This is a genomic window from Actinomadura hibisca NBRC 15177 (genome assembly GCF_001552635.1).
Classification (GTDB): Bacteria; Actinomycetota; Actinomycetes; order Streptosporangiales; family Streptosporangiaceae; genus Spirillospora; species Spirillospora hibisca.
Genome location: NZ_BCRO01000111.1, coordinates 17,925 through 38,820, shown reverse-complemented (window position 1 = coordinate 38,820; position 20,896 = coordinate 17,925). Strand labels below are relative to the sequence as shown.

22 protein-coding genes are annotated in these 20,896 nt (G+C 73.7%); 11 read left to right on the top strand and 11 right to left on the bottom strand.

All coding sequences use genetic code 11. From position 1 onward, the window contains the following. Positions 1 to 51 precede the first annotated feature (51 nt). The 7 genes from AH6_RS37845 to AH6_RS37815 form a co-directional block, all read right to left on the bottom strand. Positions 52 to 1,542: an FAD-binding oxidoreductase gene (locus AH6_RS37845; RefSeq protein ID WP_067490334.1), complete on the bottom strand. Its 1,491-nt coding sequence runs from the start codon at positions 1,540 to 1,542 to the stop codon at positions 52 to 54. A gap of 32 nt (positions 1,543 to 1,574) precedes the next feature. Then, a complete protein-coding gene (locus AH6_RS37840; RefSeq protein ID WP_067490331.1) occupies positions 1,575 to 3,134 on the bottom strand; it encodes a serine/threonine-protein kinase in 1,560 nt (519 codons plus the stop codon). 130 nt (positions 3,135 to 3,264) lie between these two features. After that, entirely contained in the window at positions 3,265 to 4,257 is a 993-nt protein-coding gene (gene rsgA / locus AH6_RS37835; RefSeq protein WP_067490328.1) for a ribosome small subunit-dependent GTPase A, read from the bottom strand. A gap of 6 nt (positions 4,258 to 4,263) precedes the next feature. After that, on the bottom strand, positions 4,264 to 5,547 hold the full coding sequence (gene aroA, locus AH6_RS37830) for a 3-phosphoshikimate 1-carboxyvinyltransferase (RefSeq protein WP_067490325.1): 1,284 nt from the start codon (positions 5,545 to 5,547) through the stop codon (positions 4,264 to 4,266). A gap of 67 nt (positions 5,548 to 5,614) precedes the next feature. Further along, on the bottom strand, positions 5,615 to 6,328 hold the full coding sequence (locus tag AH6_RS37825; RefSeq protein WP_067490322.1) for an anti-sigma factor family protein: 714 nt from the start codon (positions 6,326 to 6,328) through the stop codon (positions 5,615 to 5,617). After that, positions 6,325 to 6,954, bottom strand: coding sequence for a sigma-70 family RNA polymerase sigma factor (locus AH6_RS37820; RefSeq protein ID WP_067490317.1), 630 nt, complete (start codon positions 6,952 to 6,954; stop codon positions 6,325 to 6,327). The genes AH6_RS37825 and AH6_RS37820 overlap by 4 nt, the downstream gene beginning before the upstream one ends. Before the next feature lie 130 nt (positions 6,955 to 7,084). Continuing rightward, positions 7,085 to 7,759 carry a DoxX family protein gene (locus AH6_RS37815; protein ID WP_067490314.1) on the bottom strand — a complete coding sequence of 225 codons (675 nt, stop codon included), beginning with the start codon at positions 7,757 to 7,759 and terminating at the stop codon, positions 7,085 to 7,087. Positions 7,760 to 7,867: 108 nt separating this feature from the next. Here AH6_RS37815 and AH6_RS37810 point away from each other — a divergent pair, with 108 nt between their 5' ends. Together AH6_RS37810 and AH6_RS37805 are read left to right on the top strand one after the other, a co-directional pair. Further along, positions 7,868 to 8,656 (top strand): SOS response-associated peptidase, encoded by a 789-nt coding sequence (locus AH6_RS37810; protein ID WP_067490342.1) that lies wholly within the window; start codon positions 7,868 to 7,870, stop codon positions 8,654 to 8,656. Positions 8,657 to 8,737: 81 nt separating this feature from the next. Next, entirely contained in the window at positions 8,738 to 9,070 is a 333-nt protein-coding gene (locus tag AH6_RS37805) for a TraR/DksA family transcriptional regulator (protein WP_067490311.1), read from the top strand. 111 nt (positions 9,071 to 9,181) lie between these two features. On the opposite strand, the gene AH6_RS37800 is transcribed toward AH6_RS37805, so the two are convergent. Further along, positions 9,182 to 10,030 (bottom strand): class I SAM-dependent methyltransferase, encoded by an 849-nt coding sequence (locus tag AH6_RS37800; RefSeq protein ID WP_067490308.1) that lies wholly within the window; start codon positions 10,028 to 10,030, stop codon positions 9,182 to 9,184. Positions 10,031 to 10,234: 204 nt separating this feature from the next. On the opposite strand from AH6_RS37800, the gene AH6_RS37795 reads away from it, so the two are divergent. The 8 genes from AH6_RS37795 to bsaP all read left to right on the top strand — a co-directional run bounded on the left by AH6_RS37795 (position 10,235) and on the right by bsaP (position 17,507). Beyond that, complete coding sequence (locus AH6_RS37795; protein WP_245679643.1) at positions 10,235 to 10,966, top strand: sigma-70 family RNA polymerase sigma factor; 732 nt, start codon at positions 10,235 to 10,237, stop codon at positions 10,964 to 10,966. A gap of 41 nt (positions 10,967 to 11,007) precedes the next feature. Next, the gene (gene rsrA, locus AH6_RS37790) at positions 11,008 to 11,322 is read left to right on the top strand and encodes a mycothiol system anti-sigma-R factor (protein ID WP_067490302.1); all 315 of its coding nucleotides are present in this window, start codon (positions 11,008 to 11,010) and stop codon (positions 11,320 to 11,322) included. 127 nt (positions 11,323 to 11,449) lie between these two features. Beyond that, entirely contained in the window at positions 11,450 to 12,364 is a 915-nt protein-coding gene (locus AH6_RS37785) for an NAD-dependent epimerase/dehydratase family protein (protein ID WP_067490300.1), read from the top strand. Positions 12,365 to 12,701: 337 nt separating this feature from the next. After that, a complete protein-coding gene (locus AH6_RS37780; RefSeq protein WP_174555157.1) occupies positions 12,702 to 14,048 on the top strand; it encodes an HD-GYP domain-containing protein in 1,347 nt (448 codons plus the stop codon). A 15-nt stretch (positions 14,049 to 14,063) separates the two neighbouring features. Continuing rightward, positions 14,064 to 15,440 carry an HD-GYP domain-containing protein gene (locus tag AH6_RS37775; RefSeq protein ID WP_067490294.1) on the top strand — a complete coding sequence of 459 codons (1,377 nt, stop codon included), beginning with the start codon at positions 14,064 to 14,066 and terminating at the stop codon, positions 15,438 to 15,440. A gap of 162 nt (positions 15,441 to 15,602) precedes the next feature. Next, the gene (locus AH6_RS37770) at positions 15,603 to 16,967 is read left to right on the top strand and encodes an acetyl-CoA carboxylase biotin carboxylase subunit (RefSeq protein ID WP_245679642.1); all 1,365 of its coding nucleotides are present in this window, start codon (positions 15,603 to 15,605) and stop codon (positions 16,965 to 16,967) included. Between the two features lie 98 nt (positions 16,968 to 17,065). Continuing rightward, positions 17,066 to 17,278: a biotin/lipoyl-binding carrier protein gene (locus AH6_RS37765; RefSeq protein WP_067490289.1), complete on the top strand. Its 213-nt coding sequence runs from the start codon at positions 17,066 to 17,068 to the stop codon at positions 17,276 to 17,278. Positions 17,279 to 17,297: 19 nt separating this feature from the next. Continuing rightward, positions 17,298 to 17,507 (top strand): biotin synthase auxiliary protein BsaP, encoded by a 210-nt coding sequence (gene bsaP, locus AH6_RS37760; protein ID WP_218006022.1) that lies wholly within the window; start codon positions 17,298 to 17,300, stop codon positions 17,505 to 17,507. Here bsaP and AH6_RS37755 read toward each other — a convergent pair. Together AH6_RS37755 and AH6_RS37750 are read right to left on the bottom strand one after the other, a co-directional pair. Then, positions 17,504 to 17,998 (bottom strand): GNAT family N-acetyltransferase, encoded by a 495-nt coding sequence (locus tag AH6_RS37755; protein ID WP_067490283.1) that lies wholly within the window; start codon positions 17,996 to 17,998, stop codon positions 17,504 to 17,506. The two genes, bsaP and AH6_RS37755, sit on opposite strands and share 4 nt — an antisense overlap. Then, complete coding sequence (locus AH6_RS37750; RefSeq protein WP_067490280.1) at positions 17,991 to 18,170, bottom strand: hypothetical protein; 180 nt, start codon at positions 18,168 to 18,170, stop codon at positions 17,991 to 17,993. Before AH6_RS37750 ends, AH6_RS37755 begins: the two co-directional genes overlap by 8 nt. A gap of 123 nt (positions 18,171 to 18,293) precedes the next feature. Between AH6_RS37750 and AH6_RS37745 the strand changes: the two genes are divergently transcribed. Beyond that, positions 18,294 to 19,982 (top strand): carotenoid oxygenase family protein, encoded by a 1,689-nt coding sequence (locus AH6_RS37745; RefSeq protein WP_067490277.1) that lies wholly within the window; start codon positions 18,294 to 18,296, stop codon positions 19,980 to 19,982. On the opposite strand, the gene AH6_RS37740 is transcribed toward AH6_RS37745, so the two are convergent. After that, the gene (locus tag AH6_RS37740) at positions 19,979 to 20,626 is read right to left on the bottom strand and encodes a hypothetical protein (protein ID WP_067490275.1); all 648 of its coding nucleotides are present in this window, start codon (positions 20,624 to 20,626) and stop codon (positions 19,979 to 19,981) included. The two genes, AH6_RS37745 and AH6_RS37740, sit on opposite strands and share 4 nt — an antisense overlap. Between the last annotated feature and the right edge of the window lie 270 nt (positions 20,627 to 20,896).

The window sequence follows — 20,896 nt, the reverse complement described above, 5'->3', positions numbered from 1 at the left end:
GCCAGGCGAGCCCCCTGGGCCGGGGCTTTGAAACACTGGCTAGCCCTCGGGTCACAGGGCCTGCGGGAAGCGCAGCGTTCCGGCCGGGTCGTAGGTCGCGTTGGTTCTGGCGAGGCGGTCGAGGTTGGGGCCGTAGTAGGCGCGCCGCCAGTCCTTGAGGTCGGGGTCCATGTAGTTCACGTACGCCGCGCCGCGCAGGTACGGCTCCATGGCCTGGTGCACGTCGTGCAGCCAGGCGCGGTTGCCGCCGCCGTAGGCGATGTACTGGAGGCAGAAGCGGGCGGCGCGGTGCGGGAACGCGGTGTCGCCGGGCTTGGGACGGCCGATCGCGCCGCCCATGGCGTCGATGAGCACCGAGCGTCCTTCCGCGCCGGTGAAGTGCCCGACCAGCGTCTTGATCGCGTCGTCGGGCAGGTCGCGGTAGGCGATGTGGGACTTGGCGGCGTACTCGGTGCGCGGGAAGCGGCCGCCGGGGCGTTGCCCCGGCAGGCGGCCGGGCGCGTGGCACTCCTCGACCGACTGGCCCGAGCATCCGGCCAGCAGCTTCATGGTGGCGACGTGGTCGCGGCGGCGGACGGCCGTCTCGGGGTCGCCGCCGCCGACCCGGCCCGCCAGCTTCTCGATCTCGTGGCCGGGATCGGCCAGCGCCATCCCGGCGATCTCCAGATCGGCCGGGCCGCTGTTGATCTGGAGGCCGGACCAGATCTCCGGCGGCGCGTCCGGCGCCCACCGCTGCCAGCCGCGCAGCACGTCGGCGGCCCGCGACCACGGCCACCGCACCGAGAACTCGTGCAGGTCGCCCGCCCGCTCGGTGCGGAACACCAGCGAGGTCGCGACGCCGAAGTTGCCGCCGCCCCCGCCCCGGCACGCCCAGAACAGCTCGGGGTCGCGGCGCGCGTCGCACTCGCGGACCCGCCCGTCCGGCGTCACGACCTGCACCGACTCCAGTCGGTCGCAGGTCAGCCCGTACGCGCGGGACAACGCGCCGAGCCCGCCGCCCAGCGTCAGCCCCGACACCCCGACGGTGGGGCAGGTCCCGGCCGGGACCAGCGCGCCCGCCTCGCCGAGCCGGACGTGCAGGTCGATCAGCCGGACGCCCGCGCCGACGACCGCCCGCCCCTGCTCGGCCTCGATCCCGTCCATCGCCGACACGTCCACCACCAGGCCCGTCCCGGTGGACCAGCCCGCGTAGTTGTGGCCGCCGCAGCGCACCGCGACCGGCAGCTTGCGGCGGGCGGCGAAGCCCATGCACTCGGCCACGTCCTGCGGGTTCGCGCAGTAGGCGATCCCGGCGGGGCGGATCCGGTCGAAGCGGGGGATGTAGAGCCGCCGTGCCTGCTCGTACGCGGCGTCTTCGGGGCGGATCAGCTTCCCTTCGAGGCCGCGTGCCAGGGCGTTCCAGTCGGCGGGGCCGGTCGGGGCGGTGCTCGGTGGCGCGCTGCTCGTGCGCGCGGGGGTGGACGCGTCGGGTTTGCGGGGTTCGCCTGAGCAGGCCGCCGCCAGCGCACCGAGACCCGCCACGAGAAACCCGCGTCGCTCCATTACGGCATTGTCACCACGAGCGCATCGTTTACTCAGGGACGGCGGAACGAGCGCAGGAATTCCTCGAAGTGCGTGACGCCGTCCGTCCACCGGTCCTCGGAGGTGGCGAGCGTCACGATGTAAAGGGCGCTCCGGTAGGAGAACACACGCACCCGGCAGTGTCCCGCCCTGCCGTTCTTGGTGAAGGTGAACTCCAGCTCGGCGGCCTGACCTTCCTGGTAGGGGATGCCGGAAGTGAGCGATTTCTGGGCGTAGTCGGGGTAGGTGGACTTGTTCGTGCTGAACTGCCTGGCGGCGTTGGACAGGTGCAGGAACTCGTTGCCCGGGACATTGGCGACCTTCTGCACCACGAAGCCCTCGACCACGCCTTTGGTGTTGGTGGTGAACGTGGCGTCCGGATTCTCGTCCTTCTTGTTCCAGCCCTTGGGGATGTTGGCGGCGAACGCGCTGTTGCGAAACAGCTCGTAACCGGCCGGGACGGCGGTGGACTGCGTGCTCGGCGTGCCCGAGGACGGCACGGAGGACGAGGCGTTCGTGTGCGGGCTGGGGGAGGTGGTGGGCCGGACGCCCGGGTCGTCGTCGTTGCGGGTGAACAGCACCACCACCAGCACCGACGCCACCAGCGCCACGCCGATGACGACGGCGGGCAGCACCAGCGGCCAGCGCGCGGTGTGGGGCCGCTGCGGCGTCTGGTCTTCGGTGACGACCGGCGGCACCGGCGGCATCGTCACGTCCCGCCGACCCAGCGGCTCACCGCCCGGGGGAGTGGGCGGCGTCCACGCGGGCGCGGAGCCCGCGACCTGCCGCAGGAGCCGTTCCGCCTCGTCGGGGTGCATGCGCTGCGCCGGGTCCTTGCGCAGCAGGCCCTGCAACACCGGCAGCAGCGGGCCCGCGTTGCGGGCCGGATCGGGCTCGTCGGCGAGCAGCGCCGCCATCACGCCCCACACGTCGGGCCGCTGGTACGGGGGCCGCCCCTCGACCGCCGCGTACAGGGTCGCGCCCAGCGACCACAGGTCCGACGCCGGGGTGGCCTTCTGGTGGCGGGCCTGCTCGGGGGCCAGGTAGGCGGGGGAGCCGACGATCGTGCCCGCCTGGGTGAGGGTCTCGTCGCCCGCCACGGTCGCGATGCCGAAGTCGGTGAGCACCGCGCGGTCGGGCGGCAGCAGCACGTTGCCGGGCTTGACGTCGCGGTGCACGACCCCGGCGGCGTGCGCGGCGCGCAGCGCGGCCAGCAGGTCCAGGCCGATCGCGGCGGTACGGGCGGGCGGCAGCGGGCCCCCGCGCCGCAGGACGTCGTCCAGCGCGGGCGCACGCACCAGCCGCATCACGATCCAGGGGCGGCCGTCCTCCTCGACCACGTCGTGCACGGTGACGATGCCGGGGTGGTCCAGCCGCGCCGCCGACCGGGCCTCGCGGAAGGTGCGGGCGTGCACGCGCTCGACCTGCTCGGCGTCCAGGCCGCGCGGCAGCGTGACCTCCTTGACGGCGACCTCGCGGTCCAGCGTGCGGTCGCGGGCGCGCCAGACCGCGCCCATCCCGCCGCGGCCGAGCAGTTCCAGCAGCTCGTACCGGCCTGCGATGAGTCGGGGCATGAACGCGACGATACCGACATGATCGGTGCGTCGGCGGCCCTATTCGGCGGGGTTGTCCGGCCCTGTCGTCCGGCCCTGCTGCCTGGTCCCGCTGCCTGGTCCCGCTGTCGGGCGGTGCTGCCCGGCTCTGCTATTCGGCGTCGCCCTCCCGGCTGCGCAACAACCGCCGCAGCGAGTCCAGCCGCGCCTGGCTGGCGTGCCCGTCGGCGACCCAGGAGTCGAGCCCGCAGTCGGGTTGCAGGTGGTCGCAGTGCGGCGGGCAACGCTCGGCCGCGCCCTCGGCGAGGTCCTCGAAGGCGTTGATGACGTTCTCGGGCTTGATGTGCGCCAGGCCGAAGCTCCGCACGCCCGGGGTGTCGATGATCCAGCCGTCGTGGCCGGGCAGCTCCAGCGCCAGCGCCGACGACGAGGTGTGCCGGCCCCGCCCGGTGACGGCGTTGACGTGGCTGACGGCCCGCTCGGCGTCCGGCACCAGCGCGTTGACCAGCGTGGACTTGCCGACGCCGGAGTGCCCGACCAGCACGCTGGTGTGCCCCGACAGCAGCTCGCGCAGCGCGGCCAGGTCGTCGCCGCGCTCGGTGACGATGTAGGGCACGCCGAGCGGCGCGTACTCGGCGACCAGCTCCTCCGGCCCGGCGAGGTCGGCCTTGGTCAGCACCAGCAGCGGGTCCATGCCCGCGTCGTAGGCCGCCACGAGCTGCCGGTCGATCATGCGGGGGCGCGGCTCGGGGTCGGCGAGCGCGGTCACGATGACGAGCTGGTCGGCGTTGGCGACGATGATGCGCTCGAACGGGTCGGTGTCGTCGGCGGTGCGCCGCAACGACGACGCGCGCGGCTCGACCCGCACGATCCGGGCCAGGGTGTCGGGCGCGCCGGACACGTCGCCCACCAGCGCCACCCGGTCGCCCACCACCACGCCCTTGCGGCCCAGCTCGCGGGCGCGCATCGCGGTGACCATGCGGTCCTCGACCAGGCAGCGGTAGCGGCCCCGGTCGACGGCGGTCACGAAGCCCGCGACCGCGTCCTCGTGCGCGGGCCGGATGCGGGTGCGCGGCCGCGAACCCTTGCGCGACGGCCGTACCCGGACGTCGTCCTCGTCGTAGTCGCGTGCGCGGCGTGCCAAGTGCCCTTACCCCGTCCTCAACATTCCGGTCCACAGCTCGGTGAAGTCAGGAAGTGTCTTGCCCACCGTGGCGGGGTTCTCCACCTCCACGCCCGGGACCGCGAGGCCGAGGACGGCGGCGGCCATCACCATGCGGTGGTCGTCGTAGGTGTGGAACACCCCGCCGTGCAGCCGCCGCGGCCGGATCTCCAGGCCGTCGGGCAGCTCCCGGACGTCGCCGCCGAGGGCGTTGATCTCGGTGACGAGCGCGGCCAGCCGGTCGGTCTCGTGGCCGCGCAGGTGCGCGATGCCGGTGAGCCGCGACGGCCCGTCGGCCAGCGCGGCGAGCGCCGCGAGGACGGGGGTCAGCTCGCCCACCTCGTGCAGGTCGGCGTCCAGGCCGGTGAACGAGCCGGTGCCCCGCACCGTCAGCCCGTCCGCGCCCCGCTCCACCTGCGCGCCCATCGCGGTGAGCAGGCCGCGCAGCGCGTCGCCGGGCTGGGCGGTGTCGGACGGCCAGCCCGGCACCGTGACGCGGCCGCCGGTGACCAGCGCCGCGCCCAGGAACTGCGCCGCGTTCGACAGGTCGGGCTCGATCGGCCAGGCGCGCCCGGCCAGTGGCCCCGGCGCGACCCGCCACACGTCCGGTTCGGTCTCCACGACCGCGCCCGCCTCGCGCAACATCCGCACCGTCATCTCCAGGTGCGGCGCGGACGGCACCGGCGGGCCCTCGTGCCGCACCTCCACGCCCTTGGCGAAGCGCGGCGCGGCCAGCAGCAGGCCGGACACCAGCTGGGAGGAGCCGGACGCGTCGATGGTGACCGCGCCGCCCTCGACGGCCCCCGCGCCGTGCACGGTGAACGGCAGCGCGCCGCGCCCGCCGTCGTCGATCTCCACGCCCAGCGCCCGCAGCGCGGTGATGATCGGGCCCATCGGCCGCTCGCGCGCGCGAGGATCGCCGTCGATGCGGACCGGGCCGCCGGCCAGGGCCGCGACCGGCGGCAGGAAGCGCATGACGGTCCCGGCGAGGCCCACGTCCACCTGCGCGGGACCCGACAGCGCGCCCGGCGTGACGCGCCAGCCGTCGCCCTCCTCGTCGATGAGCACGCCCATCGCGCGCAGCGCCCCGACCATCAGCTCGCTGTCGCGGCTGCGCAACGGCCGCTCCACCGTGCCGGGCCCGTCGGCGATCGCGGCCAGGATGAGGGCCCGGTTGGTCATCGACTTGGAGCCGGGCAGCGGCACGACGGCGTCCACCGGACCGGCCGCGACCGGGGCGGGCCAGTGCTGTTCAGGACTGGAAGCGGGCATGGACCCAAGGTTATCGGCCGAGGCGGCGCATGTTCTCCGTGCCGGGCGGCCTGTGGATAACTACGGATCACATCGGGATGGTCAGCAGCGTCTGGTCGCCGCCCTCCACCCTCACCTCGAAGCGGGCCAGGTCCTTGGCCGCGATGGCGGTGCCGCCGTGCGTGACCAGCGGCGCGTCCGAGCCCGGCACGCCGTAGCCCTTGGCGGGCACCTGCCAGCTCGTGACGACGCTCCGCTCCCCGCTGCGGGAGACCGCCTCCAACCGGCACCGGAGCGGGCCGCGCACCCCGCGCAGCTCCAGCCCGACGTGCGTGCCCCACCCCTTGCTCTCCAGGCCCACGACGCCGTTGACGCCGGTGGCGGGGTCCTTGCCCGAATGCCGGTCGCCCCAGATGACCAGAGACTGGGCGGGGCCGTGGTTGTGGCCGCCGGCGACCGGCGGCGTCGAGTCGTCTTTCAGGGATGCGCCGATGGTGATTCCGACGGCCAGCACCGTCACCGCCGCGACTGCGCCGATCACGTAGGTGCCGCGTCGGGCCCGGCGGTCGCGTTGTTGTTGCTGTTGAATCAGGTCGATCACGGCGGGCGGGGGTGCGTCCTCGGCCGTGTCGGTGGCCGGGCCCAGTTCGGAGAGCGCGTCGGCCGTGCCCGCCATTTCCGCGAGTTCGGCCTGGCACTGCGCACAATCGCGGAGATGCGCCTCGAAGGCCCGGTGGTCCCCGTCCTCCAGCAGGCCCAGCGCGTAGGCGCCGACGTCGGTGTGCTCGACCTGAGAAGTCATGCCGTCACCCCTCTTTCTTCCAAGGCGACGCGCAAGGCGCGCATGGCGTAATAGACGCGGGACTTGACCGTCCCCAACGGAATTCCGAGCACCTCGGCGGCCTGGTTCACCGTGCGGTCGCGCAACACCGTCTCCGTCAGGATCTGCCGGTGGGCGGGCGACAGGGCGTCCAGCGCCTCCGCCACCACCACCTTGCGCAGCAGCGCGTCGGTCTCGTCGGCCATCGGCAGGTTCTCCAGGGGCCCGTCGCCCACCTCGGGCGGCCGCACGTCGCGCGACCGCCGGTGGTCGATCACGATACGGCGGGCGACGGTGGCGAGCCACGGCATCAACGAGGCCGACCCTGCCGCCGGTCCCGGCTCCAGCCGGTCCGCGTTGCGCCAGGCGCGGACCATCGTCTCCTGGACGACGTCCTCGGCCCACTGCCGGTCGCCCCCGGTCAGCCGCAGCACGAACGCCAGCAGGGGCCGGTGGTACTCGCGGTACAGCTCGGTGACGACGCGCTCGCGGTCGTCGGCGTCAGCGACGCCGGCGGGCGGCGGCGCGGACCGGGGGCGGCGGATGAGGTTCCGCAGCCCCCCGGTCGCGCGGCCGTGCGCGCCGGACGCGGTTCCGGGTGCTGCCATGGCCGGGCGGCTCCGTCGGGTCGCAGGGGGAGTCCCTGTGGAACGGGCGGTCAGCAGGCAGTACGGACACGGAACGCGGACGGGTTCAACGCATTTGAGCCTCTTTTAAGGCTCACTTCGGGAAGACGCCTCAGCGCTTGATGGCCTTGGCCAGCCGACTTCCCTTGCTGGAGGAGCGGGCCGACTTCGCGGCCTTCGCCGCCTTCAGCGGAGTGCGCGCCGCCTTGGCCGCGCCCTTGGCCGCACGCTTGCCGCCCTCCTGCCGGGCCGCCTGCACCTGCCGGGCCGCCTCGCGCCGCGCGTTCTTCAGCTCGGCCGCCGCCTCCTTGCGCAGCACCTTGCTCTCCGCGCCCGCCCGGATCTGCGTCTCGCGGAGCTGCCGCCGCAACTCGGCGGTGCGCGGCGCCTTGCGCGGCTCGGCGGCCACCATGACCAGCGCGCCGAACAGGCCGGCGTTCTTCAGCAGGTGGGAGCGCTCGCTGGCGCGCCGCTCGGGGTCGTCCTCGGTCCAGTAGCGGTGCTCGGTGGCCAGGGTCGGCACGATCTGCGCGGCCATGAGCAGCGTGGTGAGCCGCCGGAACCGGCCGGTCAGCAGCAGCACGCCGGTGCCGAGGCTGACCGCGCCCTGGATGCGCACCAGGGACTCGGGGTCCTTGGTGGGCAGCCAGTCGAGGCGGTCGGCGATCGGCTTGACGGTCGGGGCGACCTGCTCGGCCCGCTGCCGCGGATCACGCAGGGTCTCCAGTCCGGTCATGATGTACGGGGCCGCCACGAACGGGCGGGCCAGGGTCGTGAAGGGTCGCATGCTCGGCTACATGCCCATCGCTTCGAGGGTCAAGCGCCCCGGCGGCCACGCGGTGCGACACGTCCGGAAAAGGACGTGATCGGCGCGGCAGCGGGCAGGATGGTGGACATGTGCGGTCGATACGCCACGGCCCGGTCGCGTCAGGAACTGCTCGACCAGTTCCAGGCGCAGGCCGACGCCGTCGAAGAGGAACTGGAGCCCGACTACAACGTCGCGCCCACCAAGCAGGTCCCGGCGATCCTGACCCGGGCCCCCAAGGACGCCCCGGAGGAGGAGCCCGCCGTCCGGCAGTTGCGGACGCTGCGCTGGGGGCTGGTGCCCTCCTGGGCCAAGGACCTCGCCATCGGCAACAAGATGATCAACGCGCGGGTGGAGACGGTGCACGAGAAGCCGTCCTACCGGCGGGCGTTCGCCAAGCGGCGCTGCCTGCTGCCCGCCGACGGCTACTTCGAGTGGTACGTCCTCCAGCAGCAGCAGGAGGAGGAGCAGGCGAAGAAGAAGCGGCCGCAGAAGCAGCCCTTCTACATCCACCCCAAGGACGGCGCGGTCATGGCGATGGCCGGGCTGTACGAGCTGTGGAAGTCGCCCGAGGGCGAGTGGGTGTGGTCCACCACGATCATCACCACCGACGCGCCCGACGACCTGGGCCGCATCCACGACCGCATGCCCATGATCGTGCAGCCGGACCGGTGGGACGCCTGGCTCGACCCCGGGCTCACCGACACCGACGAGGTGCGCGGGCTGCTGGTCCCGGCCCTGGCGGGCGGGCTCGCCGGGACGATGAGCGCCTATCCCGTGTCGAAAGCGGTCAACAACGTCAAAAACAACGGTCCGCAGCTCATAGAACCGGCGGCGGATGGGGATAGTTCTGGCAAACATTCCGCCACCTTGTTCTGACCGCCGCCCACCCCCGCCGCGGCGGCGGCCGGATGCGAGACCCCCCTTGCCCGGGGCCTACCGGGAGGAGTCCGGAGCACCGTGGACACCGCCACCGCCCGTTCCCGTCTCGTGGACGCGCTCGCCGAGCTGGACCGATCGATCGAGATCCTCAAGGGGGAGCATCCCGAGCGCGAGCTGTCGGCCTCCGACGCCGGGTCGGGCCTGTCCGACAACGACCGCGTGGCGGCGGCGCTCAGCGCGATGGAGCGCCACCGGGGCGCGGTCCGGGCGGCCCTGGGGCGGCTGGACGAGGGGACCTACGGCCGGTGCCTGGGCTGCGGCAAGGCCGTCCCCGAAGGGCGCCTGGAGGTGCGGCCGGAGGCGGCGCGCTGCGTGACCTGCCAGGCGAAGCACGACCGCGCGATGCGGTAGCGCCCTCGGAACGCGGCAGGGCCCGGGGCGCGGCAGAGGCCCCAAGATGCGGCAGGGCTCCCGGACGTGGCAGGATCCCGGGACGCGATAGGGCCCCGGAACGGGGTTCCGCTAGACGCTGCGCACCGCGCTGGCCAGCAGGTGGATGCCCAGCGACTCGTCGCCGGGCGGAGCCGCCAGCTCGGTGCGCACCAGGCGCGCCAGCGCGTCGGGGGAGCGGGTCAGCACGTGCTCGACCGTGGACGGCGACAGCGCCGTCCGGGGCCGGATCCACTCCACCTCAAGGCCCGCCTCGGTCAGCAGCTCGCGCAGCTGGTCGGCCCAGAAGCAGCGGGTGATCGCGCCGTCCGGCCAGGGCACCAGCACGACCTCGGCCGCCGGGACGTCCGACAGGTGGGCCCAGCAGTTCTGCTCGGCCAGCAGCGCCATGCCCAGCGTCAGCGAGTCCACCGACAGCAGCACCCGGCCGCCGGGCCGCAACACGCGGGCGATCTCGGCGACGGTGGTCTCGGTCGCCAGGTGCCGCGACAACACCCGGTGCTCGGCGATCACCGCGTCCATCGAGCCGGAGGCCAGGAACGTCAGGGTGCCCGAGTCGGCGACGACCTGCCGGACGCTGCCCGGGGGCGGCGTCGGGCGGCCGGGGCGGCCCAGCCGGGGTGGCGTGGCGCGTCCGGCCGGCGGCGCGGCGACCCGGTCGTCGGGGTGGTGGTCGCGGGGGCCGGCCAGCATCGGGTCGGCGACCTCCAGCACCCGGTGCCCGGCCGCGGCCGCCTGGAGCGCGGTCCGGCCGTCGCCGCCCGACAGGTCCAGCACGCGGCCCGGCCGGTGCGGCAGCCAGCGGGCGAGTTGCGCGGCGGCCACGGCCCAGTAGAAGGACCAGTACTGCGTGAGGGGCGCGCCGTCACCGGACGCGTCGCGCAGGCTGGCGATGGTGGGCTCGGACGGTCGCGCCGGCACCGGTAGCAACGGTTTGCTCCTGTTCTCGCCTTGTATGGGACTTGTTCCCCGGTCCGGGTCCGGCATCACCCTCCGTATGGGGCGATCTTGCGTCCCTCCATTGTCCCCGGTCTAGCGCGGCGGCCGTCACACCCGTGTAAGGAATCGAAACGGAAGCGCCGATGTTGCACCGACTTACCAGCCCTTGTACAGGAGGTGCCGTCCATGACCACAGCCGTTGCCGAACCGGCGCGCGGCGACGCGGTCGCCCCCACCGGCGTGTTCCGGCAGCGCGGCCCTATATCGTCTGTGAGGTACGACGCCGCAAGAGGCGTCGCCACAGCTGAGGGGGTGGGTCAGGTACCGGGCACCACGGAAACCGTGGAGCAGCGCCAGGAGCGGTTCCAGCGCGATGTGCTCCCGTTCTTGGACCAGTTGTATTCGGCCGCGCTGCGCATGACGCGCAATCCCGCGGACGCCGAGGATCTCGTACAGGAGACCTTCGCCAAGGCCTTCGCGTCCTTCCACCAGTTCAAGGAAGGCACCAACCTCAAGGCCTGGCTCTACCGCATCCTGACCAACACCTTCATCAACTCCTACCGCAAGAAGCAGCGGCAACCGCAGCAGGCGGCGACCGAGGAGATCGAGGACTGGCAGCTCGCGCGGGCGGAGTCGCACACCTCCAGCGGCCTGAAGTCGGCCGAGGCCGAGGCGCTGGAGCACCTGCCCGACTCCGACGTGAAGCGGGCGCTCCAGGAGTTGCCGGAGGAGTTCCGCATCGCGGTCTACCTCGCCGACGTCGAGGGCTTCGCCTACAAGGAGATCGCCGACATCATGGGGACGCCCATCGGCACCGTGATGTCGCGGCTGCACCGTGGCCGTCGCCAGCTCCGGGGGATGCTGGAGGACTACGCTCAGGACCGCGGCCTGACCCGGGCCAAGGAGGGGTCGGCGTGAAACGTGCACCGATGTCCCGTCGCGAGAAGGGTGAGTGAGTCATGAGCTGCGGTGACCACCACGACACGCCCTGCACCGAGGTGCTGGCCCGTGTCTACACCTACCTGGACGGCGAGCTCGACCAGGGCGGGTGCAGCGAGGTCAAGGACCACCTGGACGAGTGCGGCCCCTGCCTGCGCGAGTACGGCCTGGAAGAGGCCGTCAAGAAGCTGGTCGGCAAGTCGTGCGGCTGCGAGCCGGTGCCCGAGGACCTGCGCACCAAGGTCCTGGGCCGGATCGAGCAGCTCTGCGGGCAGATCGAGAACGGCGAGATCGTGATCACCGAGACCGAGGTCGAGGTCGAGGTCCGCGACTGACGGCCCGCCGGGCCCGCCCGGCCAGGCTGTTCGGCCAGATCGTCGGCCAGGCCCGGCGCGACCCGCCCGGCGGCCTGCTGTGGCCGCCGCGCGTGCCCGCCGCCCGCGACGCGGATATCGTGCTGGGATGCGCGTTCTCGTGACCGGCGCGGCCGGTTTCATCGGGTCCCATGTCGTGGACCGCATGCTCGACGACGGCCACGAGGTCGCCGGGGTGGACGATCTGTCATCGGGGGCCAACGTCCGTGACGACGTCGAGCTGTGGCGCACGGACGTGGCCGACCCCGCGCTGGCCGGCCGCGTCGCCGCCTGGCGGCCCGAGGTCGTGCTCCACCTGGCCGCCCAGGTGAGCGTCCGGGTCAGCGTCGGCGACCCGCTCGCCGACGCCCGCACCAACGTGCTGGGCACCGCCAACGTGCTGGAGGCCGCGCACGCCGCCGGGGCCCGCAAGGTCGTGTTCACCTCCAGCTGCGCCGTCTACGGCGTGCCCGACGCGCTGCCGGTCCCGGCCGACGCTCCGCTGCGGCCCGCCTCCCCGTACGCGGCCTCCAAGGTCACCGGCGAGGTCTACGCCCGCATGTACCGCGAGCTGCACGGCCTCGACTTCACCACGCTGACCCTGGCCAACGTCTACGGGCCCCGCCAGACGCCCGAGGGTGAGGCCGGGGTCGTCTCCATCTTCACCGACGCGCTGCTGGGCGGCCGTCCCACGCGCGTGTTCGGCGACGGCAAGCAGACCCGCGACTACGTGTACGTGCTCGACGTCGTGGACGCCTTCGCCCGCGCAGCCGGGGAGAAGGGCGGCGGCGAGCGCTTCAACGTCGGCACCGGCCTCCAGACCACCGACCGCGAGCTGCACACCCTGGTCGCGCGGGCCGCCGAGGCCGCCGACGAGCCGGAGTCCGCGCCGCCGCGCCTGGGCGATCTGCCCGCGATGTCCATCGACCCGGCCGCCACCCGCGAGGTGCTGGGCTGGGAGCCCCGGGTGGAGCTGCGCGAGGGCCTGGTGGAGACCGTCGCCTGGGCCCGGAGCAGGGTCTGACCGGCGGCGGGGCCGCCGCCAAGATCGCGCCGGGTGACGATTAGTTCACGCTTTGCTCACGATTCCCGGCTTGCCTGTGTGACCTGCGCCTCACACGTTAGGCTTGGGCCGGAACCAGTGGCGGGAACAGCCGGCGTCCCGGGAGCGACGGGCGCGGGCCGGCCCGGACGGCCGCGGCGCGGCTGCCGGGCCGGGGTACGGGGGGAGACGACCATCATGGGCGAGCCGACGACGGCGGCCGTGCGACCGGCGTCCCCCCGGGGCGTGTCCTGGGCCTGAGCCGGCCCCCGGGCGCCGCACGGCGCGATCGACCCGACTCCCGAGGGGGCGGCAGGCAATGCGTGGACTACCGCTGGCGGCGTGGTTGTACGTCTGCGGGGTGGTCGCCCTGGCGGCCGGCCTCATCGCGACGTCCTCGTTCGGCGGGCTCGACTGGCGCGCGCTGGCGGTGCTGGCCGTGTTGTTCTTCATCTGCGACTCCGCGCCCGCCCAGCTCAACGTCGAGCGCGCCCGCGTCTCGCTGAGCTTCGCCGCCAGCCTGGCGTCGGTGGTGCTGCTCGGCCCCGAGGGCGCCGCGCTGCTGGGCGCCACCGCCGTGGTCAACGGCCAGCGGGTGTTCGCGCCGGTCAAGCGCATGTTCAATGGCGCCCAGTTCGCGCTGAGCGGCTACGCCTCCGGCGTGGTGTTCCAGGCGCTGGGCGGCCGCCGCTTCGCGCCGGTGCAGCCGGGCTGGGTCGAGCACGTGATCGGCCCCTTCTTCGGCGCGCTGGTCGCGTTCGTGCTGGTCAACCTGACGCTGATGGCCGGGATCCTGCTGCTGGCCAAGCAGGCCGCGCCGCGCGAGCTGCTGCGCGAGTACGGCCAGCTCGCGGTGGGCTGCCTGGGCTACGGCATGTTCGGGCTGCTGATCGCCGGATTGTGGCCGCGGGTCGGCACGGTCGCGGCGGTGCTGGTGCTGCTGCCGCTGTTCATCGCCCGCTGGGCGATGGAGCAGGCGCACGACCAGCAGCAGGCCCACTCGGCGACGCTCGCCGCGCTCTGCCAGGCGGTGGAGACCAAGGACTACTACACCCGGGGCCACTCCGAGCGGGTCTCGCGCGGCTCGGTGATGATCGCCCAGGAGATCGGGATGCGCGCCGACCGGGTGGAGGCCATCCGCTACGCCGGGATGTTGCACGACGTCGGCAAGCTCGGCGTGCCCACCAAGGTGCTGCAGAAGGACGGCCCGCTCACCGAGGAGGAGTTCGCCGCCATCCAGCTGCACCCGATGCGCGGGCTGGAGATCGTCCGCGAGATCGGCTTCCTGGACGAGGCGCTGGCCGGGATCATGCACCACCACGAGAAGATGAACGGCCGCGGCTACCCGATGGGGCTGGCCGGGGACGAGATCCCCGAGTTCGCGCGGGTGATCTCGGTGGCCGACGCGTTCGACTCGATGACCTCCACCCGCTCCTACCGGCCCGCCCGCAGCATCGAGGAGGCGGTGGCCGAGCTGCGCCGCGGCATGGGCGACCACTTCGACCCCGAGATCGTGGAGGCGTTCCTGCGCGCGCTGGACCGGGAGGGCTGGCGCCCCCCGCACCCGCCGGTGCTGCCCGACGACGAGGTCGTGGAGACCACCCGGCAGGACCACGACGACCCCAGCAACCCGATCCGCGTCGCCGGCGACGGCGTGCGGAGCTAGCGGAGGGCCCCGGGCATGACCACCCGCTCGGTCCGCGAGCACCGCGCCGCCTGGCAGTCGCTGGACTCCGGCCAGCTCCTGCTGATCGCGATGGCCGGGCTCGGCGTGCTGGTCGCCGTCACCCAGGTCGCCGCCGCCGGGCTCGACCAGCCCGACACCGCCGTGGTGTTCGGCGTGCTGATCGCGCTGGGCGAGCTGTTCCGCATGGTGATGCCCGGCAACCGGGAGGTCGCGCCGATCGCGACGGCGGGCGCGCTCGGCTACGCGCTGCTGGTCGGCGTCGGCACCGAGCACGCCCCGCCCGGCGCGCCGCTGGGCGTGGAGGCGGCGGTGCACACCCCGCTCCAGGTCGTCGCGGTCGCCGCCGCCGGGATGCTGGTGGGCTCGCTGCCGCACTTCGCGGTCGGCCGCACCCCGCGCCTGGACGCGATGGCGCGCCGCCTGCTCACCGTCGCGCTGGTCGCGTTGTGCTTCCGGCCGCTGCTGGGGATGCAGCCCGGCTGGCGGCTGCTGCTGGCGGCGATGGCCGTGGTGATCGTGTTGTGCTGCTGCGCGGACGTGGTGATCGCCGCGATGATCCGCGCGGAGGCGGTGCGCGCCCGGTTCGGCATCGCGCTGCGCGACGAGATCGGCGCGAACGCGGCGCTGTGCGCGGCCACCAGCGCGACCGCCATGCTGATCGCCGTCGCCACCACCGTGCTGGGCCCGGCGGCGCTGCTGGTGTTCACCGCGCCGATCCTGGTCACCCAGTTCGCCTTCCGCCGCTACGCGGGCATCCGCGCCACCTACCTCCAGACGGTGCGCGCCCTGTCGCGCGTCACCGAGGTCGGCGGTTACGTCGAGACCGGCCACTCGCGGCGGGTGTCGCGGCTGGCGGTGGCGATGGGCCGCGAGCTGGGCATGGCCGAGGAGTCGCTGCTGGAGCTGGAGTACGCGGCGCTGATGCACGACATCGGGCAGCTGTCGCTGGGCGACCCGATCCCCGGCGGCGCGACGGTGCTGGCCTCGCCCGCCGAGCAGCGCCGCATCGCCGAGCTGGGCGCCGAGGTCATCCGGCAGACCGGCGTGCTGGACCGCGTCGCCCACATCGTGCGGTTGTCGTCCCACCCCTACCGCACCGGCCCGGCCGCGCCGCAGGCCCCCGGCGCGGCGGTGACGGTCCCCGACGGCACGCGCGCCGCGGCCGGGACGGCGGTGCGCCCGGTGCCGCCGCCGCTGGCCAGCCGCATCATCAAGGTCGCCAACGCCTACGACGACCTGGTCGGCGACTCGGCCGACCGTGACCGGGGCGCGGCGGTGCTGGAGCGGCTGCGGCTGGACTCGGCGGCCGAGTACGACCCGACGGTCGTGGAGGCGCTGAGCCGCGTGGTGGACCGGCGCCCGCGCGTGTGACCCCGGTGACGTGCGGGGCGCGCGGGGATTGCGCCGCACGCCACGGGGCAGTGAACGCCCGGTACGGACAAATCTACGGTCCGGTATTTGTCGATCGCGTGGCCGGACGGCGGGGGCCCGCCCCCACTAGTGTCGGCCGGGTCCCCGGATATCGCCGGGCCGGTGAACGGTGAGGAGTGCCCCCAGGTGTTCGAGTCGGTCCTCGTGGCCAACCGTGGCGAGGTGGCCAGCCGGATCATCCATACCGTCCGCTCGATGGGCCTGAAGGCCATCGCGGTGTACTCCGAGGCCGACGCGGGGCTGCCGTTCGTGGCCGAGGCCGACGAGGCGATCCTGCTCGGCCCCGCCCAGCCGGTGCACAGCTACCTGGACGCGCCGTCGGTGCTGGAGGCGGCGCGCCGCACCAACGCGCAGGCGATCCACCCCGGCTACGGGTTCCTGGCCGAGAACGCCGGGTTCGCGCGGCGGGTGATGGACGCCGGGCTGGTGTGGGTGGGGCCGCCGCCGCTGGCGATGGCCCGCATGGGCGACAAGATCAACGCCCGGAACCTGATGAAGGAGGCGGGCGTCCCGGTCGTCGCCGGGGTCTGGGAGCCGGTGCCCGACGAGGACACCGCCGCCGAGGAGGCCGAGCGCATCGGCTACCCGGTGATGGTGAAGGCCGCGGCGGGCGGCGGCGGCATCGGCATGGGCGCGGCCCGCGACGAGGGCGCGCTGCGCGCGGCGTACCGCACCGCGCGGAGCCGCGCCGAGCGGTTCTTCGCCAGCCCCGACGTGCTGCTGGAACGCTACGTCGAGCACGCCCGGCACGTCGAGGTGCAGATCCTGGGCCTGGCCGACGGCACCGTGCTCGCGCTGGGCGAGCGCGACTGCTCGGTGCAGCGCCGCCACCAGAAGGTCGCCGAGGAGACGCCGTCCCCGGCGGTGGGCGACGAGCTGCGCGCGCGGATGCTGGGCGCGGCGATCAAGGCCGGGGAGACGGTCGGCTACCGGGGCGCGGGCACGGTGGAGTTCCTGCTCGACCCGGCCACCGGCGAGTTCTTCTTCCTGGAGATGAACACCCGGCTCCAGGTCGAGCACCCGGTGACCGAGCTGGTCACCGGCATCGACCTGGTGGAGCAGCAGCTCCGGATCGCCGCCGGGGAGCCGCCGACCTTCACCGAGGCGCGGCCGCGCGGCCACGCCGTCGAGTTCCGCGTCTACGCCGAGGACCCGCGGCGCTTCCTGCCCCAGCCCGGCAAGATCAAGGTGTGGGAGGAGCCGGTCGGCGAGGGCATCCGCATCGACGCCGGGTACGCCGAGGGCAACACGGTGACCCCGTTCTACGATCCGCTGCTGGCCAAGCTGTGCGTGTACGGCGTGGACCGGCCCGCGGCGCTGGCGCGGGCCCGCGCGGCGCTGGCGGCGTTCCGGATCGAGGGGCTGGAGACCAACCTGCCGTTCCTGGCCGAGCTGCTGGAGCGCCCGGAGTTCCTGGACGGCAGCTATGACACCGGGCTGGTGGACCGGATGCGGCCGCCGTCCTAGGGGCGGCGGCCGGTTCTGGTCCGGCGGCCCGTTTCACCGCAGATCGCATTTCCACCGCCGGACGTCGTGCCGGTGGTGCCCGATAGAGAGGAACCGCCGTGGCCGAGGTCCGCGCGGAGATGGTCGCCAACGTGTGGCAGGTCGTCGCCACCGAGGGGCAGCGGGTGGAGGAGGGGGACACCCTCGTCATCCTGGAGTCGATGAAGATGGAGATCCCGGTGCTGGCCGAGGACGCCGGGACGGTGGCGAAGCTGGCGGTGGCCGAGGGGGCGGTCGTGCAGGCGGGCGACCTGCTCGCCGTCGTCGAGTAGTCGGTTAGGGTTCGTGCTCGTGGAGACGACGACCTACTGCGACCGTTGCGGCGAGCCCGTCGCGTCCGGCGGGCCCGCGCCCGGGGACGGGCACGAGACGTGCCGGACCGCGCGGGCGATGGAGCCGCCGCGCTACTGCGCGCGGTGCCGCCGCCGGATGATCGTGCAGGTCACGCCGCTCGGCTGGACCGCGCGCTGCTCCCGGCACGGGGAGTTCACGCCCGGCTAGAGGGCCAGGTGGTAGGTGAGCAGCGTCAGCCCCGGGACGGGCGACCAGTCGCGTTCCGGGGTGCGGACGAAGCCCATCCGCTCGTAGAGGCGGTGCGCGCCGGTCATGTTCTCCTGCGTGGACAGGCGCACGCCGCGCAGCCCGGCGGCACTGGCACGGTCCAGGCACTCCTGCACCAGGGCGCGGCCGACGCCGTTGCCCTGGGCGCTGCCCAGGACGGCCAGCATCCGGAACTCGGCCTCGTCCGGCCCGGCCAGCTCCGCGTAGGGGCTGCCGGGCGGGCAGTAGGCGACGGCCCCGGCGAGCCCGCCGTCCAGCTCGGCGACCAGCAGGTCGGTCTTGGCGGCGCGCGCGGCGGCGTCGCGCAGGATGGCGACGTAGGTGGAGGCGGGCGAGACCAGGCCGCCGTCCACGTACACCTCGACGGTCAGCGCGCCGATCCGGGCGTGGTCGGCGGGCCGGGCGGTGCGGACGGTGACGCGCTCAGACACCGGTGGTGCTTCGCGGGTAGGCGTCGGCGGGGTCGGTGGCCACTGCGTGGCCGTGGAGCTGCCGCATCGGATGTCCCTCCAGTCCCCGGATCCCGTTGGTGTCGACGATCATGACCGTCGGCAGGCCGTGCCGCACCAGGGTATCGGCGTCGATGAGCGAAAGGCCCGCCACGCCGGGGGAGTCGGCGCTGACGGGCGGGCGGCCCGCCGTTAATAGTCGTTAGAGGGTTGACGACGAGTGGTCCGGGTCGGTTGATTGGCAGGTGTCCCTCGCGCCCGGCCCTCTGGAGGCGTCATGCCGGTCCCCCGCTCCATCCTCAGCAAGGCCGACCTGCCCGACCTGGACCTGGAGGTCGTCGCCGGGACCTGGCCCGACGACCTGACCGGCCACTTCGTGGTCTCCACCTCCGACCAGCGCACCCATCCCGTGCACGCCTTCTTCGGCGACGGCGTCATGGCGCGGCTCGCGCTGCGGCCCGGCACCGACGGCGCTCCCGAGGGCACCTTCGCCTGGCGGCCCCGGGTGATCGAGACCCCGTCGGTGCGGCTGCGCCGCAAGCGGCCCGACCTGTTCACGGCGGGGCCGGTCGGCACCAGCTCGCCGTGGGGGTTCGTGAACGCCGCCAACACCGCGCCGCTGCCGTGGGGCGACCGGCTGTTCGCGACCTGGGACGCCGGGCGGCCCGTGGAGGTCGATCCGGTGACGCTGGAGTTCGTCGCCGAGGTCGGGCACCGCGACGACTGGAAACCCGCGCTCGACCAGGCCGTGCTGCCGCTGGTGTCGTCCACGGCGCACCCGGTGATCGACCCCGAGCGCGGCTGCATGTGGAACGTCAGCCGCGACGTCATGACCGGCGTGGTCGGCGTCATCCGCTACGACGGCACCGGCAAGCACGTGCACCGGTGGACGGTCGAGGGGGCCGTGCTCCCGCAGGCGACCCACACCATCACCCAGACCCGCGACTGGCTGGTGCTCGCCGACACCGCCTACAAGGTGGACGCCGACGAGATCTTCGGCGGGGACCGCACCGTCGCCAACAACCCCGACGGTCCCGTACTGCTGATCCGCAAGGACGACCTGGTGCCCGGCCGCGACACCGTGCGGTGTAAGGAGTTCCGCATCGCACCCGAGGTCAACCACTTCTACGCCAAATACGACGACTCCGCCGGCGTCGAGATCGTCATGGAGCACACCCCCGGCGTGGACATCGGCATGTACCTGCGCGAGGACGACCTCGACGCGTTCGGGCGGCCCGTCGATCCCGCGCTGCGCGGCATGTACAGCCACGGCATGACGCCCGCGCTGACCACGCTGCTGCGCTTCGACCCCGAGTCGGGGCAGGTCACCGAGCGTGCCCGCGCGTACGACCCCGAGCGCTGGTGGCAGGCCGAGCTGTCGGCGATCGACTGGAGCATGGAGGGCCAGCTCGCCCCCACCCGGCACCACCTGATCTTCCTCGGCTTCCACCCCGAGGCGATCAACCAGCGCGCGCTGAAGAACTACGGGGGCCGCGTGGACGCCGCGCTGTTCCCCGACGAGGAGACGCCCGCCGTCCTGGTGACCCTGGACCGCGACGACCTCAAGCCGCTCGCGGAGTGGACCTACACGCTGGACGACTACCCGACCTCGCCCGTCTTCGTGCCGCGCTCGCCGGGCGGCCCGGGACGCAGCCGCTACGCCGGGCCGAACCCTGGCGGCCACGAGGGCTACCTGGTCGTGGCCGTGCACAACGACGACCGGTTCCGGATCGAGGTGTTCGACGCCGCCGAGGTGGGGCGCGGGCCGGTGGCCGTGCTCGCGCCGCCGCGTGGCGTCACGGTCCCGTTCCTCATCCACTCGGCGTGGCTGCCCGAGGCGGTGCCCGCGCCCGCCGGGCTGGACCGGCTGCGCTTCGCCGACGACCTGGACGCGCGGCTGGACCAGCTCGATCCGGGCCTGGCCGCCGTGGCGCACGAGGTCGCCGACGAACTAGACGCCCGCTAGGGCTTGGCGACGTCCCGGCAGGTCTTCTCGTCGGGTAGCAGCGGCCGGAACCGGGCCGAGTAGACCTTGCCGTCGCTGAGCCAGCCGCCGTCGGGCCGCTCCTGCGCGAGCCCGGCGGCGGTCCTGGCGTCCCGGCCGGTGAACACGGTGCACAACCCGCCCGCAGCCTGCTCGCCCTTGCCCAGCGAGGCCAGCGGCCAAGGCTTGGAGGGGCCGCCCTGCGAACCCGTCTCCCCGGCAAGCACTGCGATCCGCTCGACGGGATAGGCGCGCGCCGGGGCGGCCTGGTCGGCCGAGGCCCAGCCGGTCGGGTCCAGCCGCTTCTGGAAGCGGACGGCCGGGATCTTCTGCATCTCCGGCTGGTAGATGCGCGTCCGCGCCGAGCCCATCGTGTACTCCAGCACCATGGCGTCGGCGACGTCCTGCGGCCCGAGCGTACGGCCGCGCTCCAGCCCCGCCGTACGCGCCTGCGCGAGCAGCCGCTGCAAGGCGTCGGGCTTGAGGCGGTACTCGCGCAGCGCCGTAGGCGACGCCTGGCCCTGCGGACGGACGACCGCGCGCCCGTCCCCGTACAGCGAGAACTCGGGTAGAGCCCCCGGCCCGCCCAGCCCGGCGATACCGCCGGTAGTCCGCCACCGCAGCACAAGCCCAGCGCTGGCGGACGGCGCGCTAGAGGACGGCGCGCCGGTGGAAGCCGGACTGGTGGCGGCCGGACTCGAAGCCGCAGATTCCTTCGGCGGCGGCGTCCCGGTCCCCGCCTCAGAACCGCAGGCGACGAGCGCCGCCCCCGCCGCGGCCATCACGATCCCCCGACTGATCACGTCCCATGGATCGGCCATGGGCCTTGGACGCCGCGCCCGCCGCCCCGGTTCCGCCCGTACAAAAAGGGACGGTCAAGACTGTGGGATTCGGCG

Excerpts from the sequence above, each read along its gene's own strand:
- AH6_RS37745 (WP_067490277.1), top strand. The coding sequence starts at position 18,294 with ATGCCGGTCCCCCGCTCCATCCTCAGCAAGGCCGACCTGCCCGACCTG.
- AH6_RS37775 (WP_067490294.1), top strand. The coding sequence starts at position 14,064 with ATGACCACCCGCTCGGTCCGCGAGCACCGCGCCGCCTGGCAGTCGCTG.
- AH6_RS37785 (WP_067490300.1), top strand. The coding sequence starts at position 11,450 with ATGCGCGTTCTCGTGACCGGCGCGGCCGGTTTCATCGGGTCCCATGTC.
- AH6_RS37795 (WP_245679643.1), top strand. The coding sequence starts at position 10,235 with ATGACCACAGCCGTTGCCGAACCGGCGCGCGGCGACGCGGTCGCCCCC.
- AH6_RS37825 (WP_067490322.1), bottom strand. The coding sequence starts at position 6,328 with ATGACTTCTCAGGTCGAGCACACCGACGTCGGCGCCTACGCGCTGGGC.
- rsrA (WP_067490302.1), top strand. The coding sequence starts at position 11,008 with ATGAGCTGCGGTGACCACCACGACACGCCCTGCACCGAGGTGCTGGCC.
- AH6_RS37845 (WP_067490334.1), bottom strand. The coding sequence starts at position 1,542 with ATGGAGCGACGCGGGTTTCTCGTGGCGGGTCTCGGTGCGCTGGCGGCG.
- aroA (WP_067490325.1), bottom strand. The coding sequence starts at position 5,547 with ATGCCCGCTTCCAGTCCTGAACAGCACTGGCCCGCCCCGGTCGCGGCC.
- AH6_RS37815 (WP_067490314.1), bottom strand. The coding sequence starts at position 7,759 with ATGCGACCCTTCACGACCCTGGCCCGCCCGTTCGTGGCGGCCCCGTAC.
- AH6_RS37810 (WP_067490342.1), top strand. The coding sequence starts at position 7,868 with ATGTGCGGTCGATACGCCACGGCCCGGTCGCGTCAGGAACTGCTCGAC.
- AH6_RS37780 (WP_174555157.1), top strand. The coding sequence starts at position 12,702 with ATGCGTGGACTACCGCTGGCGGCGTGGTTGTACGTCTGCGGGGTGGTC.
- AH6_RS37840 (WP_067490331.1), bottom strand. The coding sequence starts at position 3,134 with ATGCCCCGACTCATCGCAGGCCGGTACGAGCTGCTGGAACTGCTCGGC.
- AH6_RS37820 (WP_067490317.1), bottom strand. The coding sequence starts at position 6,954 with ATGGCAGCACCCGGAACCGCGTCCGGCGCGCACGGCCGCGCGACCGGG.